This window comes from Serratia grimesii NBRC 13537 (assembly GCF_001590905.1).
GTDB lineage: Bacteria > Pseudomonadota > Gammaproteobacteria > Enterobacterales > Enterobacteriaceae > Serratia > Serratia grimesii.
Genome location: NZ_BCTT01000006.1, coordinates 565,341 through 580,340, shown reverse-complemented (window position 1 = coordinate 580,340; position 15,000 = coordinate 565,341). Strand labels below are relative to the sequence as shown.

Sequence of the window (15,000 nt, the reverse complement as noted above, 5' to 3'; positions counted from 1 at the left end):
GTAAACCCATGACAACCCAAGGCAAATTCAAGAAGCAGCTTACGCTCACCGATTTAACGTTTATCGGCCTGGGCGCAATATTTGGTTCAGGCTGGCTGTTCGCCGCCAGCCACGTCTCCTCCATCGCCGGCCCAGCCGGTATCTACTCCTGGCTGATAGGTGGCCTGGCCGTCTTACTGCTCGGGATTGTTTATTGTGAACTCGGTGCCGCACTTCCACGCGCTGGCGGCATTATTCGTTACCCGGTGTTCTCACACGGGGAACTGATGGGCTATTTACTGGGGTTTATTACCCTTATCGCGTTCTCCAGCCTAATATCGATAGAGATTGTCGCTGCCCGCCAATACGCCGCCGCCTGGTTTCCTTTTCTGAGCCAACCCGGCTCGGGCAACCCGACGTTGATCGGCTGGCTGGTCCAGTTAGTGTTGCTGTGTTTTTTCTTCGCCCTGAACTACTACAGTGTCAAAACCTTTGCGAAATCCAACAATTTGATCAGCGTGATCAAATTCGTGGTGCCGCTGTTGGTTATCGTAGTGCTGTTCAGCTTCTTCAAACCTGAAAACCTGCACAGCCAGGGGTTTGCGCCCTTCGGCTCCGCCGGGGTGGAAGCGGCCATTTCAGCCGGCGGCATTATTTTCGCCTATTTGGGCCTGACACCGATTATCTCGGTCGCCAGCGAAGTACAAAATCCACAACGCACCATTCCTATTGCACTGATCCTGTCGGTGGTGTTGTCCACGATTATTTATGTGCTGCTCCAGGTGGCCTTCCTCGGCAGTATTCCCAGCGAAATGCTAAGCGGTGGCTGGGCCGGCATCAGCCAGCAATTTTCACTGCCCTACCGGGATATCGCTATCACGTTGGGTATGGGCTGGTTGGCATTTCTGGTGGTAAGTGACGCGATTATCTCGCCGAGCGGCACCGGCAACATTTATATGAATGCCACGCCGCGTGTGGTGTACGGCTGGGCGCGCGCCGGTACTTTCTTTAAGATCTTTACCCGTGTCGACGGTGAGTCCGGTATCCCACGCCCTGCGCTGTGGCTGACATTTGCACTCTCAATCTTCTGGACGCTGCCTTTCCCCTCTTGGGAAAAGCTGATCGGCGTGGTGTCCGCCGCACTGGTACTGAGTTACGCCATTGCGCCTGTTACCGCTGCGGGTCTACGCCGCAATGCACCTGATCTGCCGCGCCCCTTCTTCGTGCGTGGGTTCTGCGTGCTTGGCCCGGTATCTTTTATCATCTCGGCGTTAATCGTCTACTGGTCCGGCTGGAACACGGTTTCCTGGCTGCTCGGTCTGCAAATCCTGATGTTTGTGGTCTATATCCTGTTCAAAAACAAAGTGCCAACCCACGCCGTCAGCCTGAAGCAACAAGTTTGGTCCTCACTGTGGCTGATCGCCTTCTATGCGCTGATTATTATCACGTCCTATCTCGGTAGTTTTGGCGGTATCAACGCTATCGGCCACCCGTGGGACACCCTCACAGTGGCGGTCATTGCGTTAGTGATCTATTACTGGGGTGCCTATACCTGTTTACCTCAGGCGAATTTTACCGGCGATGAAGAAGAGTAACTGCGGAGGAGATATCTGATGACGCAAACCCAACACCTGTCGCTGAACGAAGCCTATGATCTTGCGCTGCGCGCATTGCGCAGCAACGGCTTCAGCACAGAGCATGCCGATGCGGTCGCGCAAAATGTCACTGCCGGTGAACGCGACGGCTGCGCTTCACACGGCTTGTACCGCGTACTCGGCTGCGTGCGTTCGCTGTGGGCCGGCAAAGTCTCTGCCGACGCCATCCCAACGCTGATCGATCAGGCCCCAGGAATTTTGCGGGTAAACGCCCACGACGCTTTCTCGTTGCTGGCCTACCGTACGGCACTGCCCACCTTTATCGACAAGGTGCAAACTAATGGCATAGCCGCGCTGGCCATTAACCACTGTGTGCATTACTCCGCGCTATGGGCTGATATCGAACCGTTAACCGATCAGGGGCTGGTTGCGCTGGCCTGTACACCTAGCCATGCCTGGGTCACTCCTGCCGGTGGAACCCGGCCATTGTTTGGCACTAACCCTATCGCCTTCGGTTGGCCTCGCCCACACCGCCCTCCCTTTATTTTTGATATGGCTACCAGTGCGGCGGCGCGTGGGGAGATTGAACTGCATCGTCGCGCAGGTACGCCGCTACCACCAGGCTGGGGCATAGACCAACAGGGAGAACCTTCTACCGATGCCGCCAGTGTGTTGCAAGGCGCGATGCTGACCTTTGGCGGTCATAAAGGATCGGCGTTGGCGGCGATGGTAGAACTGCTTGCAGGACCATTGATTGGTGATATGACCAGTAAAGAGTCGCTGGCCTATGATGAACAGACCGGTTCATCGCCTTACGGTGGTGAGCTTATTATCGCGATGGATCCCGATCGTTTTCTGGGTGCAGACAAAGTCGCCCATTTAGCCAGGGCGGAAGCTTTATTCGCTGATATGAACGAGCAAGGAGCGCGTATTCCAGGAGAACGGCGTTATCAGCAACGACAATACAGCGAGCGGCATGGCATTACCCTGCCACAGACGCTGTATGAAGAAATTGTGGCTCTCTGCCGCTGAATGACACAGGCCCGCAGCAGTGAACTGCGGGCTTTAATAGAAAGGTTACCTGACCACCATAACGGAAATGTTGGCATGTCGCACAATGGCCGCAGCATTGGAACCCAGCAGATAAGTTTTCACACTTGGGCGGCGCGAACCGATGATGATCAGATCAGCGTCAATTTCTTCCGCCAGTTCCAGTACCTGATCGCGTGGCGAACCGAAGCTGACGGTATAATCGAGACGTTCCAGCGGAATATCGATTTCCGACATGATTTTCTTGAGCTTATCTATGGCCTTCACTTCCGCCTGGTTTTCAAACTCTTTAATGCCAAACGAATACGCAGTGACGAACGCCGAAGCATCCGGCAGCGTATGAAGGAAATGCACTTTGGCTCCAGAAAGGTTCGCCAGATACTCAACATGCTTCAACGCATGCTCGGTCAACAGATCTTCTTCAATATCTATCGGCACTAATATTGTCTTGTACATATCACATCCCTTCTATGTAACCGTAGTGCTTACAGGGTACTGCCGAGAGAGATAAGGGTGAACCGCTTTCTCACGCTTTTGTGATCGGCGGTAAATACTGGTTAAGATAATTCCTTATTTAACAAAATATAAACACCACAGCTCTAACAACTAGCCGAATAATTATTTAAAATATGATCAAATAAGCTGTAAATACACGGCCTTCACCGCCGCAGCGGTTTTATTGGCTACCGAGAGTTTTTTAATCGAATTGCCAATATGAAAATTCACTGTCCGCTCACTCAGCCCCATTAGCATGGCAGTTTCTTCAGCGGTTTTTCCTTCACTACACCAACGCAAGATTGTCTTCTCACGCGGTGTCAGAACATCTTTGATCGCCTCATCGTTCACCGACAGTAATGCTTCACGTAACAACAGGATTTTTTAAGAGCATTCTTAGGGAATGGTCATCATTCGCCGTCTAATTTTTAATCACTACAAGACAGTGTTTGAGAAGCCATTGACCCCGCTCTGCGGGGATTTTTTGGACTTTTAACGTTCCACGGAAGGGAAAGGCTGCATAAATATGAAGCTACAAGGTTTGCTTTGGTGCTGATTGATCAACGGTACTAATCGTTTGAAATGTTCAGTTTGGCAATGAGTATCCAGCGCGGCCCGATCAGGCCACTCTTCAACAAAAATAAAATGCCCCGGATCCTGATGATCAATGAACAGTTCATAGGAAAGGCAAAGTGGTTTATGCCGGGTTTTCTCCACCAGCTCCTGATACAGCGGCATCACCGTTTCAACACAATCAAGCTTGATAAAATCTTCTGCAATCACCTTTAGCATAGCGTCCTTTCTTTTTAGCGTAACTATTTCATGGGGTCACTCTACCTGTGAAAAACAAACTTTACCTTTATTCATCGCGGTGATGATTCAAAGCTTGGCATTCGGTGATTACGCGCACAGATATTCATCACCAGGCTTGAATCACGCTCGCGCACATGTGAACGTTAAGTTAATTAATTGTCAATTTTTGGTATCTACAAAAAGATCTTCCGTGACCGCACGGCCAGGATCGCGTTCATCGCGGTTTTTTTTGACCACAAAGGCCTGACCATTAGTCCTTTAGACCTTTAGGGAAACCTGAAAATCGAGGGCGAATGATCCGTAGTGGCAATGGATGCAGGAAAGCGGCCGGTCTTACGCCGGCCCCAATCGTTCAACCTGTTTGAGAGGTTTAACCCAGTGAACAATACGACCTACACCAGTCCCGCGCTCAATTCAGCCATCAAGAAGACCTGGCGCAGATTGATCCCCCTGATGTTCTCTTTATATTTCGTCGCCTTTATCGATCGCGTGAACGTGGGTTTTGCCAAGGACGCGATGTCTATTGATATCGCCTTGTCGCAATCCGCCTTTGCCTTGGGTGCGGGGATTTTCTTCGCGGCTTACGCCATCTTCGGTATTCCTGCCAACCTGATGATGAATAGATTGGGAGCGAAGGTTTGGCTCAGCGCCACCACAGCGGTATGGGGTGGACTATCGGCCTGCACCGGTTTCGTCAGCAACGAATATCAATTTATCGCCCTACGCTTCCTGCTGGGGTTGGCCGAGGCTGGTTTCTACCCCGGGATCTTATTGCTCGCTTCAATTTATTTCCCCAACAAGATCCGGGCCTCTGTAATAGGTATCTTTGTGCTCGGCGTTCCCGCAGCCTTGACTCTCGGTTCGCCTATTTCTGGTGCATTGCTCGAAATGCACGGCGTGCTGGGGCGGCCAGGTTGGTTCTGGATGTTTGTGCTGGAAGGATTGCCGGCCGTAGTCCTGGGGATCTTCGCCTATTTCTATCTTGACGATAGCCCGGCTAAGGCACGTTATCTGACTCCGGAAGAAAAGCAGGCGTTAGTGTCACAATTAGCCCTGGAGCAAAAAAATACAGAGACCAGCAGCGTAAAAGATGCGCTGAGGAATACCAAGGTTTGGCACCTGGCTTTTATTTACGGCACCATTCAGGTCGGCGTGTACGGCCTGTTGTTTTTCCTGCCCTCGCAAGTGGCCTCACTGATGGGCACCAATATTGGGTTTAAAGCATCATTGGTAGCGGCGATCCCGTGGGCAGTGTCTGCATTTGGGGTCTATTACATCCCGCGTTATGCAGACCGCAAAACCGCCCGCCGTTTACCCATAGCTATCGGCTGTATGGTCATTGCCGCGTTGGGATTGGTTGTCTCTTCCTATGCCGATCCGATTCTTGCCATTATTGCACTGTGCTTTTGCGCCGTCAGCTTTCTGGCAGTGCAACCGATATTCTGGACTCTTCCGGCACAGATCCTTTCAGGCCCTGCGCTGGCGGCTGGCATCGGCTTTTGCACCACATTGGGCGCACTGTTCAGTTTCCTGGCGCCGTTAATACGGACCGAGGCGGAACTGCGCTTCAATAGCCCGCATGCAGGCTTGATCGTGCTGGCAATGTTCTCATTGCTGTGCGCCGCGCTCATCTTCGCCCTAAAAGGTTGGGCAGCGAACAGCACCAGAAAAAACGCTCAGGTCAGTAGATAATCTCGTAATTGAAGCCATTCGATTTAGCTTATATTGAAGTGGTTAATGGGAGACTGACCCTCAGGCACATTTTCGGAGGGTCTTCCATGGAGGCATTAAGCGCTATTATCGCCAAATATGGCCCGGAGCCCGGCTTCCTGTTACTGCTCATTTTCTTGTTTGCGTTGGGTAAGTCGGTCATTTTCATTTCTTCAGTGCTGCCGCCCGCGTCAGTGACGCTGATGTTGGGTATTGTCGCCGGTAAGCCGGTACTGGCCGACATGCATGTCTGGGCGGCGATTACTCTGGGGGCCCTGCTCGGCTCCATTTTATCCTTCCATTGCGGTGCATGGCTTCAAAAGCGCGGAAGCGGAAACTGGGTGCCAGCCCGATATCATGGCGCATTGCACAACGCGAAATCCGCGCTACAAAAAAACGGGATCCCGCTCTTGTTCATATCGCGTTTTTTGGCTGTGATGCGCTACACCGTACCTTTGGTCGCCGGTATGATCTCTCTGCCACGCAAGCAGGTCTATTGTGCCAGTGCGTTGTCTGCCGGGGTTTGGTCCGTGGCCCTGATGTCAGTTGGGCAGCTATTTTGAGTGCTGTTATTGGTTAACGATGCCAAAATGGCAAAGAGATGAAACTCACCTTGCCATCACAATCCTGTTGTCATTCCGGTTATTGTGGACGAAATTCCAGCGCGGCATTTTTAACGACACGATAAACAGCTGGTGAGGGCGGTTTGGGAAAGCTGGCATTTGCGATTGCCACTATGGCTGCGTGGCAAAGAACAGGGTCACCACCTTCGGCTTTGACATCTATAAGCATGCCATTTGGAGCCAGTTTAATTCTCAACGAGCATTCCTTACCGGCGTAGGCATCGACATTTTGAAAATGGCTTTGAATAGCCGCTCTTACCTGCGCGATGTACGTATTGACCTCATCCCCAGATGCTGGCGTAGTTTTACCTTCCCGGCCAGCAAAAAGCGCATCTACACCGTCTTCAGATGCCCCTGGTTTAATCGTAGAACGGGGCTTAGAGCACCCTGCTAACAGCAGCGTGGCAATCACAAGCAATAATGTCGGTACGCTAACGCCAAACCCTAAATTAACTTTCCTCACGATTCCCTTCCTTTTAAAACAGCCTGTGGGCTGGCCATATACAGACCCAGGTAGAGCAGACAATGCCACCCCACTTACTGTTACCTTATAATTACCTCGTTAAACTGCAAAAGCCCACTCAGGTGGGCCTATTCTCATTCAGTTCTGGCGGATAGCGCGCTTCATTTCCCGCTCACCCGGCGATTGTGTTTTGACTGAAAGAGGTGCGACAAACTCTTTCCACTCTTTACCGCCCGATGGGTCTGTAGATGTCTTGCTATGCAACTCATAATCATCTTTTTGGTCCGCGCATCCTGACAGCACAACCACGCCCAGAGCAACTATTAGCAATTTACGCATGTCTATATCCTTATAGGTAAAATCCGCACAAATGATAACAAATCTCAATTACGAGATAAAGCATTGGCCTGAAAGCAAAAATAGACATCCCAGTATGGTGCGCGAAGTACCAGATACTTTCATTCACACCCAACCTGCCAAGCTTATTGCCGCTGGTGGCATCAATGTGGATCAGGTCAAAAGCATGCTTGATGACGACCACGACGTTACGCAAATGCACTTCGGAACGATTCTTGGCATTACCTGAGGAGGTGATACGGCTTATAATTAGAAAATATTATCATTGGCGTGATACGCCACGTCGGCATAAGCGGTGAGTCCCTGATAGCCCATGTATCAATACCCTGAACATCTGACCGAAGAAGTCGCCAATCTGCCGCAAACCTGTGGCGTCTATTTCTTTCACGGGGACAGCGACGCTCATCCTCTATACATAGGTAAGAGCGTCAATATTCGCCGCCGTGTTCAGTCTCACCTGCGTAATCCGCGTGAAGCGCGATTACTTGCCGCTACCCGTCGTATAACCTGCATCGAGACAGTGGGTGAGATTGGTGCGCTACTGCTTGAATCATCCATGGTTAAACAGCAAAGTCCTCTTTACAACAAGCGGCTGCGTAAAATTCGCCGACTTTGTGCGTTGCAAGTACAGGACTCCCAGACGCGTATCGTTTACAGCGATGCGCTGGACTTTTCCCGAACGCCGAACTTATACGGTCTGTTTCTGCGACGCTCAGCAGCCGTCGACTTTCTGCTCGATATTGCCGATCGGGAACGGCTCTGTCTGACTCACCTGGATATTGAAAAAGGGCGCCCCGGGCAACCCTGCTTTCGCCACCAATTAGGCAAGTGTGCAGGAGTATGCTGCGGGAAGGAAACCTCGCAAGCCCACCAGACCAGACTGCTCAGTGCCCTGGAGCAGGCCCAGGTACGACACTGGCCATTCCCCGGAAGGATCGCTATCGAGGAACGGCAAGGCCAACTCACAGCCTTCCATATAATCAGTAACTGGTTCTACCTCGGTACTGCGCCATCGCTACATGAAGCTGAAAAACTCAGTTTTCCGGCCGATGAATTCGACCGAGACTGTTATCGTATTCTTTGTCGACGACTATTCCATGAAAGCCGCGAGCACATTCACTTGATTGACAAGGTTTAACACCTACACAAACAAACCTCCCTTGCGGAACACTCAAACAAGCAGGCTCACCTCATAAGAAGTTTCATTATCAATTTTGTAGGAAATCGGCAGTGAGAAGGCCATAGAAATGGTGCGTCGGTATGCTCACCTTGCGCCAGATCACTTAACTGAATATTCACGTTGGATTAATGCAATTTTTGAGAAGTGTGTCCCAATTAGGGTACGCAAAGAAAAATCAGAAAGGAAGAAAACACGCTAACTGCATGATTTGTTGGTGGGTCGTACAGGGTTCGAACCTGTGACCAATTGATTAAGAGTCAACTGCTCTACCAACTGAGCTAACGACCCAACGGGTTAAATTATTCGCCTCCCCACTTCGAATGTCAAACGCTTACACTCATTAGTTTTTTTCATGCGATATTTTTAACCTCTTGTTTTATCAATGAGATAAGTCACATTAGGGCTATTAATCTGCTACGAGCCAGAGTACTCTTCCGCCCCCAAGACGTCCGATTTGCCTCCGCAGTGTAAAGAACAATCGACTTTTATCCCTCGCATAAATGTTGTAAACATGTTGCACAAAGGTGGCGTTATTGCACTACCTTACTAAAGCCGGGAAAACCGGATAATCGTATAAAAAAGAGCCACTTCAGAGCTCGCTATTTCACTCATGACAGGTAAAACAGGACATCATCAGATGGTAGATCAATCTAAAATAGCCGCAGAGGCATCGCCAGAATCAGAAGATCATCTACGGCGAAACCTAACCAACCGACATATTCAACTGATTGCCATTGGTGGCGCTATCGGTACCGGTCTGTTTATGGGCTCCGGCAAAACCATCAGTCTGGCCGGGCCTTCCATCATCTTCGTGTACATGATTATCGGCTTTATGCTGTTCTTCGTGATGCGAGCCATGGGCGAGCTGTTGCTCTCCAATCTTGAATACAAGTCCTTCAGTGATTTCGCTGCCGACTTGCTTGGCCCTTGGGCTGGCTTCTTCACCGGTTGGACCTACTGGTTCTGTTGGGTCGTCACTGGTATCGCCGACGTAGTGGCGATTACCGCCTACGCGCAATTCTGGTTTCCCGGACTGTCACAGTGGATCGCCTCGTTACTGTGTATCTTGTTGTTGCTGGGCCTGAATCTGGCAACGGTGAAGATGTTTGGTGAGATGGAATTCTGGTTCGCGATGATCAAAATCGTCGCCATTGTTGGGCTGATCGTAGCCGGGCTGGTAATGATCGCTATGCAATTCCAGTCGCCTACCGGTACCGTCGCATCGTTCTCACACCTGTGGAATGACGGCGGTATGTTCCCGAAAGGCATCAGCGGCTTCTTCGCCGGTTTCCAGATTGCAGTGTTCGCCTTTGTCGGCATTGAACTGGTGGGTACTACCGCAGCTGAAACCAAAGATCCTGAAAAAGTGCTTCCACGCGCCATCAACTCAATTCCAATCCGTATCATCATGTTCTACGTATTCGCTCTGATCGTGATTATGTCGGTCACACCATGGAGTTCAGTGGTTGCCGACAAGAGCCCGTTCGTAGAACTGTTCGTGCTGATTGGTCTGCCTGCAGCAGCCAGCGTGATCAACTTTGTGGTGCTGACCTCCGCGGCCTCTTCCGCCAACAGTGGGGTGTTCTCCACCAGCCGTATGTTGTTTGGTCTGGCACAGGAAGGCGATGCACCGAAGTCGTTCGCTAACTTGTCCAAAAGAGCAGTACCGGCTAACGGCCTGACCTTCTCGTGTATCTGCCTGCTGGGTGGCGTGGTGCTGATTTACCTGATCCCGAACGTCATGACGGTATTCACGCTGGTCACCACCGTTTCGGCAATCCTGTTTATGTTCGTATGGACCATCATTCTGTGTTCGTATCTGGTTTATCGTAAGCAACGCCCGGCGCTGCACCAGAAATCGATCTACAAGATGCCGGCCGGCAAACTGATGTGCTGGGTATGTATGGCGTTCTTTGCCTTTGTACTGGTACTACTGACACTGCGTGATGACACCCGTCAGGCGCTTATCGTCACGCCGCTGTGGTTTGTGGTGCTCGGTCTGTCCTACGTGTTCCTGCGCAAGAAGAAAGTATCTTAACGCTCTTCAGGGGGATAGTTCACTGTCCCCCTGATTCCTCTCTGCCGGTGCCTAACGCGGCCGGATCCCATCGATAATCACTCTCTGCACGTTTTCCACCGTCTGCTGAAAAAATGCCTCATCCTCTAAGGTCTTACCGGTCACAGCTTCTACCTGCACCCAAAAATCGGCATAGTGTTGGGTGGTCGCCCACAGCATGAAAATCAGATGGTGCGGCTCTACCGCTGCGATATGGCCTTCGGCAATCCAGCGCTCAATCATGGCAGACTTTTCGTCCACCAGCGCCTTCAGCCCACCTTGCAGTTCCTGTTTTAGCAGCGGTGCGCCTTGGATCATCTCCAGACAAAAAAGCCGTGAAGCCTGCGGATGATGGCGAGAGACCTCAAGTTTCAATCGGATATATTCACGAATAGCCTGCAAAGGTTCCTGATCGGCACGTAGCGCCTTTAACGGCGCCAGCCACACCTCGAGAATACCTTTCAACACCGCAACATAGAGCTCTTCTTTGGAAGGGAAGTAATACAGCAGATTGGTTTTGGAGACGTCGGCGCGTTCCGCCACCTGCTCCAGGCTAGTGCCATGAATACCGTACAGCGAGAAAAACTCCAGCGCCGCGTCCATGATGGTGCTGCGTTTTGCGGCCACCGCACGCGAGCGGCGTGTGGGGGGTTTAACGGCTTGTGGCTTCACTGCGGCTCCTTGGCGCAACATAATTCGAGCAAGCATAACAAAGCCGTCAGGTGAAACCCACGCTTTTGCCTACCCCTTCCGAGTGATTCTTTGCACCTTTAATGCGCAGCGACGCCTGTTTTTTGTGCAGCTATTTTTGACCAAATGGTCTGTTTTAGACCGTTTGCTCAACCAAACCATCACGCCTTAAAAACAATCAATTGATAATCAAGTCATTTTTAAAACTGGCACTGCGTTTGCAATAACCGCCGTATCCCACGCTGCCAACAGAACATATTCAGGCAACGTGTGTACCGCTCTATTCGCAGACCCGAGGTGTTCAAATGAAAATTGGCGTATTTATTCCCATCGGTAACAACGGCTGGCTGATATCCAGTAATGCACCACAGTACAAACCTACGTTTGAACTCAACAAAACCATCGTGCAGAAGGCCGAGCACTACAACTTCGATTTCGCTTTGTCGATGATAAAATTGCGCGGCTTCGGCGGTAAAACCGAGTTCTGGGATCACAACATGGAATCCTTCACCCTGATGGCCGGGCTGGCTGCCGTCACCTCACGCATCAAGATTTACGCCACGGCGGCCACGTTGACCATGCCACCAGCGATTGTCGCTCGCATGGCCTCCACCATTGATTCAATCTCCAACGGGCGCTTTGGCCTGAATGTGGTGACCGGTTGGCAAAAACCGGAATACGAGCAAATGGGCATGTGGCCGGGTGACGATTACTTTGGGCGTCGCTACGACTATCTGGCGGAATACGTCAATGTACTGCGCGATCTGTGGGGCACGGGCAAATCCGACTTCAAAGGCGAGTTCTTTCAGATGGACGACTGCCGCGTTAGCCCCCAACCACAGGCGGACATCAAGGTGATCTGCGCCGGACAAAGCGACGCGGGCATGGCCTTCTCGGCTAAATATGCCGATTACAACTTCTGCTTTGGCAAAGGCGTCAACACGCCAACCGCCTTTGCACCAACCGCGGCACGCTTGAAAAGTGCCGCCGACAGCGAAGGTCGCAGTGTGGCCTGCTATGTGTTGTTTATGATTATTGCCGATGAAACCGACGAGGCCGCCCGCACCAAATGGGAAAGCTATAAAGCCGGGGCCGATACCGAGGCGCTGGCCTGGCTAACCGAGCAAAGCGGCAAGGACACCAAATCCGGTGCCGACACTAACGTGCGTCAGATGGCAGACCCAACCTCTGCCGTTAACATCAATATGGGTACGCTGGTAGGTTCCTACGCCAACGTGGCACGCATGATGGATGACATCGCCACTGTGCCCGGTACCGAAGGCGTGCTGCTGACCTTTGATGACTTCGTCAAAGGGGTGGAAGACTTCGGTGAGCGTATCCAGCCTCTGATGAAAAGCCGCGCCGACGTTTGCCCGCAGACCGCTACAAACCGCGAGGTGGCATGATGAAAATTGTCGAGAGCCAACCCGTAGTACGCCGTCAGTCACCGTTGGTTGGAAGCACAGTAACCCTGCCCGCCCGCCCGGAGGCCATCGCTTTTGCACCGCAGGAAACTGCATTGATCGTGGTCGATATGCAAAATGCCTACGCTTCGCAAGGCGGTTATCTGGACCTTGCCGGTTTTGATGTTTCCGCCACCGCTCCAGTGATCGCTAACATTAAACGTGCCATCAGTACCGCACGCGCGGCTGGCGTTAAAGTGATCTTCTTCCAAAACGGCTGGGACAACCAGTACGTCGAAGCTGGCGGCCAAGGATCGCCAAACTGGCATAAATCCAACGCGCTGAAGACCATGCGCAAACACCCAGAACTCATGGGTAAACTGCTGGCCAAGGGCGACTGGGATTACGATCTGGTTGACGAATTGCAACCACAGCCGGGCGATATTGTGATCCCGAAACCACGTTACAGCGGCTTCTTCAATACACAGCTCGACAGCCTGCTGCGCTCTTATGGCATTCATCATCTGGTGTTTACCGGCATCGCCACTAACGTCTGTGTCGAATCTACGCTGCGCGACGGCTTTTTTCTCGAGTACTTCGGCATTGTGCTCGCCGACGCCACGCACCAAGCCGGGCCGCTCTTTGCTCAGCAAGCTGCGCTGTACAACATCGAGACCTTCTTTGGTTGGGTATCGGACGTCGACAGCTTCTGTGATGCACTTTCCACCCCACTCAGCCAAACGGCATGAGTTTTGCCTGCCCTAAGGCGAACAAAATCATTCACCAGGAGCACAACGATGCCAAAAACAATAATTACACCACCGGGTACCGGTAAACCGCTTGCACCATTTGTCCCCGGTACATTGGCCGACGGCGTGGTTTATGTCTCGGGTACGCTGGCATTCGATAAAGACAATAACGTGGTGCATGTCGGTGATGCCGCAGCACAAACCCGACACGTGCTGGAAACCATCAAGAGCGTGATTGAAACCGCCGGCGGCAATATGGATGACGTAACCTTTAACGCGATATTCCTCACCGACTGGCAAAACTATGCTGCCGTCAATCAAGTGTATGCCGAGTACTTCCCAGGCGATAAACCGGCTCGCTACTGCATTCAATGCGGATTAGTGAAACCGGACGCACTGATCGAAATCGCCACCGTCGCCCATATCGGTCGCTGAGCCAACATCCGTAGAGGATCGAGCATGTACTTTGAGATTTTAGGAAAAGACACGCCACTGGCTCCAACACTGGTCCTTTCCGCTGGACTGGGTGGTGCAGGCAGCTTCTGGCAACCGCAGATTGAAGCGCTGAGCCAGCATTTCCAGGTGGTGGTTTACGACCATTTCGGTACCGCCAGCAGTAAAGGGAGGGTGCCGGAGGGTTACAGCATGGCCGATATGGCGGATGAAGTGGCACAGTTGCTGCGCAGTCTCAATATTGAACGTTGTTATTTCGTCGGCCACGCGCTTGGCGGCATGATTGGCCTGCAATTAGCACTTACCCATCCGCAGCTGGTTGGCAAACTGGTGGTGGTCAACGGCTGGACGACACTGGACAGCCAGACCCGACGCTGCTTCAACGTACGCCAGGATCTGCTCCTCAACAGCGGCGTGGAAGCCTACATACGTGCCCAACCTCTGTTCCTGTTCCCCGCCGACTGGCTGTCACAGCACGACGTTCTGCTGGATGACGAGTTACGGCATCAGACTGCGCATTTTCAGGGAACGGAAAACCTGCTGCGCCGCCTGAATGCCCTGATGAATACTGATTTCAGGCCATATTTGGCAGACATCACCACTCCGACATTGGCACTGTGTTCCCGCGACGATCTCTTGGTGCCCTATCACTGTTCGCATCAGCTGGCAGCAAGTCTGCCAAACGGTGAACTGGCAGAGATGGCGTACGGCGGCCACGCCATGAGCGTGACCGACGCAGATAACTTTAATCGCATCTTGCTGGATTGGTTGTTGAAAACACAAAACGCCAAAACCAGTCTCGTACACTAGACCCGGAGAAACCTCATGCAAAGCCAAATGCTGCTTGCCGATGCACCGCCACTGCCGCAGCCCGTCGAAAAACAGGACTTCCGCAACGCCATGGCGCGCCTGGGTTCGGCAGTCAATATCATCACCACTGATGGCCCTGGCGGTCGCGCCGGTTTTACTGCCTCAGCCGTATGCAGTGTCACCGACACACCGCCCACATTGTTGGTGTGTTTGAACCGATCTGCATCTGTCTATTCGGTGTTCAAGCAAAACCAAACGCTGTGCGTCAATACACTGGCGGCAGAACACGAATCGCTGTCGAATCTGTTCGGCGGTAAAACACCGATGGACATGCGATTCTCTGCGGCGCGCTGGTCTACGCTGGCGACTGGTGCGCCGATGCTGCACGGTGCGATCGTATCTTTCGATTGCCAGATTAGCCAAATTGTCAGTGTCGGCACCCACGACATTCTGTTCTGTCAGGTCGTGGCGCTAACGCGTAATGATGACAGCCACGGTCTGGCCTACTTCGATCGGCGCTATCATTCTCTGCTGAAACAGTGACTGGAAAATAACAGCCTGAAGCACACTCACC

The 15,000-nt window shown here is 52.1% G+C and carries 17 protein-coding genes, 1 tRNA gene and 1 pseudogene; 12 read left to right on the top strand and 7 right to left on the bottom strand.

All coding sequences use genetic code 11. The features are described from left to right. Nucleotides 1-8 precede the first annotated feature (8 nt). Entirely contained in the window at nt 9-1,574 is a 1,566-nt protein-coding gene (locus tag SGR01S_RS09310) for an APC family permease (protein ID WP_037419546.1), read from the top strand. An 18-nt stretch (nt 1,575-1,592) separates the two neighbouring features. Next, nucleotides 1,593-2,606: an Ldh family oxidoreductase gene (locus SGR01S_RS09305; protein ID WP_061807283.1), complete on the top strand. Its 1,014-nt coding sequence runs from the start codon at nt 1,593-1,595 to the stop codon at nt 2,604-2,606. 45 nt (nt 2,607-2,651) lie between these two features. Here SGR01S_RS09305 and SGR01S_RS09300 read toward each other — a convergent pair whose 3' ends face one another. The 3 genes and pseudogenes from SGR01S_RS09300 to SGR01S_RS09290 form a co-directional block, all read right to left on the bottom strand. Beyond that, entirely contained in the window at nt 2,652-3,080 is a 429-nt protein-coding gene (locus tag SGR01S_RS09300; RefSeq protein WP_037419540.1) for a universal stress protein, read from the bottom strand. A 177-nt stretch (nt 3,081-3,257) separates the two neighbouring features. Continuing rightward, nucleotides 3,258-3,491 (bottom strand): annotated as a pseudogene (locus tag SGR01S_RS09295) (helix-turn-helix domain-containing protein); the annotation flags it as partial. A 120-nt stretch (nt 3,492-3,611) separates the two neighbouring features. Continuing rightward, nucleotides 3,612-3,911, bottom strand: a complete 300-nt coding sequence (locus SGR01S_RS09290; protein ID WP_061807281.1) for a putative quinol monooxygenase — start codon at nt 3,909-3,911, stop codon at nt 3,612-3,614. 474 nt (nt 3,912-4,385) lie between these two features. Between SGR01S_RS09290 and SGR01S_RS09285 the strand changes: the two genes are divergently transcribed. Together SGR01S_RS09285 and SGR01S_RS09280 are read left to right on the top strand one after the other, a co-directional pair. Continuing rightward, the gene (locus SGR01S_RS09285; protein WP_306303641.1) at nt 4,386-5,624 is read left to right on the top strand and encodes an MFS transporter; all 1,239 of its coding nucleotides are present in this window, start codon (nt 4,386-4,388) and stop codon (nt 5,622-5,624) included. A gap of 86 nt (nt 5,625-5,710) precedes the next feature. Continuing rightward, the gene (locus SGR01S_RS09280; RefSeq protein WP_061807280.1) at nt 5,711-6,205 is read left to right on the top strand and encodes a DedA family protein; all 495 of its coding nucleotides are present in this window, start codon (nt 5,711-5,713) and stop codon (nt 6,203-6,205) included. A 79-nt stretch (nt 6,206-6,284) separates the two neighbouring features. Here SGR01S_RS09280 and tolA read toward each other — a convergent pair whose 3' ends face one another. Next, nucleotides 6,285-6,728 (bottom strand): cell envelope integrity protein TolA, encoded by a 444-nt coding sequence (tolA, locus tag SGR01S_RS09275; protein ID WP_061807279.1) that lies wholly within the window; start codon nt 6,726-6,728, stop codon nt 6,285-6,287. Nucleotides 6,729-6,866: 138 nt separating this feature from the next. Continuing rightward, nucleotides 6,867-7,067 (bottom strand): membrane lipoprotein lipid attachment site-containing protein, encoded by a 201-nt coding sequence (locus SGR01S_RS09270; protein WP_061807278.1) that lies wholly within the window; start codon nt 7,065-7,067, stop codon nt 6,867-6,869. Nucleotides 7,068-7,098: 31 nt separating this feature from the next. Between SGR01S_RS09270 and SGR01S_RS09265 the strand changes: the two genes are divergently transcribed. Together SGR01S_RS09265 and cho are read left to right on the top strand one after the other, a co-directional pair. Further along, entirely contained in the window at nt 7,099-7,314 is a 216-nt protein-coding gene (locus SGR01S_RS09265; protein ID WP_061807277.1) for a hypothetical protein, read from the top strand. An 84-nt stretch (nt 7,315-7,398) separates the two neighbouring features. Next, nucleotides 7,399-8,223: an excinuclease Cho gene (cho, locus tag SGR01S_RS09260; RefSeq protein ID WP_061807276.1), complete on the top strand. Its 825-nt coding sequence runs from the start codon at nt 7,399-7,401 to the stop codon at nt 8,221-8,223. A 254-nt stretch (nt 8,224-8,477) separates the two neighbouring features. Here the strand turns inward: cho and SGR01S_RS09255 are convergent. Continuing rightward, a tRNA-Lys gene (locus tag SGR01S_RS09255) sits at nt 8,478-8,553 on the bottom strand. Nucleotides 8,554-8,902: 349 nt separating this feature from the next. Here SGR01S_RS09255 and cycA point away from each other — a divergent pair. After that, nucleotides 8,903-10,303, top strand: coding sequence for a D-serine/D-alanine/glycine transporter (gene cycA, locus SGR01S_RS09250; RefSeq protein WP_037419378.1), 1,401 nt, complete (start codon nt 8,903-8,905; stop codon nt 10,301-10,303). Nucleotides 10,304-10,354: 51 nt separating this feature from the next. On the opposite strand, the gene rutR is transcribed toward cycA, so the two are convergent. Next, nucleotides 10,355-11,029: an HTH-type transcriptional regulator RutR gene (gene rutR / locus SGR01S_RS09245; protein WP_051922568.1), complete on the bottom strand. Its 675-nt coding sequence runs from the start codon at nt 11,027-11,029 to the stop codon at nt 10,355-10,357. A gap of 287 nt (nt 11,030-11,316) precedes the next feature. Here rutR and rutA point away from each other — a divergent pair, with 287 nt between their 5' ends. Genes rutA through rutF form a run of 5 tightly spaced genes read left to right on the top strand, consistent with a single transcriptional unit; the run spans nt 11,317 to nt 14,969 of the window. Then, nucleotides 11,317-12,417, top strand: a complete 1,101-nt coding sequence (gene rutA / locus SGR01S_RS09240; RefSeq protein WP_037419374.1) for a pyrimidine utilization protein A — start codon at nt 11,317-11,319, stop codon at nt 12,415-12,417. Next, nucleotides 12,417-13,163 (top strand): pyrimidine utilization protein B, encoded by a 747-nt coding sequence (gene rutB / locus SGR01S_RS09235; RefSeq protein ID WP_061807275.1) that lies wholly within the window; start codon nt 12,417-12,419, stop codon nt 13,161-13,163. Before rutA ends, rutB begins: the two co-directional genes overlap by 1 nt. A 48-nt stretch (nt 13,164-13,211) precedes the next feature. Then, nucleotides 13,212-13,598 carry a pyrimidine utilization protein C gene (gene rutC / locus SGR01S_RS09230; RefSeq protein WP_037419371.1) on the top strand — a complete coding sequence of 129 codons (387 nt, stop codon included), beginning with the start codon at nt 13,212-13,214 and terminating at the stop codon, nt 13,596-13,598. Nucleotides 13,599-13,622: 24 nt separating this feature from the next. Then, on the top strand, nt 13,623-14,426 hold the full coding sequence (gene rutD / locus SGR01S_RS09225) for a pyrimidine utilization protein D (RefSeq protein WP_061807274.1): 804 nt from the start codon (nt 13,623-13,625) through the stop codon (nt 14,424-14,426). A gap of 15 nt (nt 14,427-14,441) precedes the next feature. After that, nucleotides 14,442-14,969 (top strand): NADH-dependent FMN reductase RutF, encoded by a 528-nt coding sequence (rutF, locus tag SGR01S_RS09220; protein ID WP_037419366.1) that lies wholly within the window; start codon nt 14,442-14,444, stop codon nt 14,967-14,969. Nucleotides 14,970-15,000 lie beyond the last annotated feature (31 nt).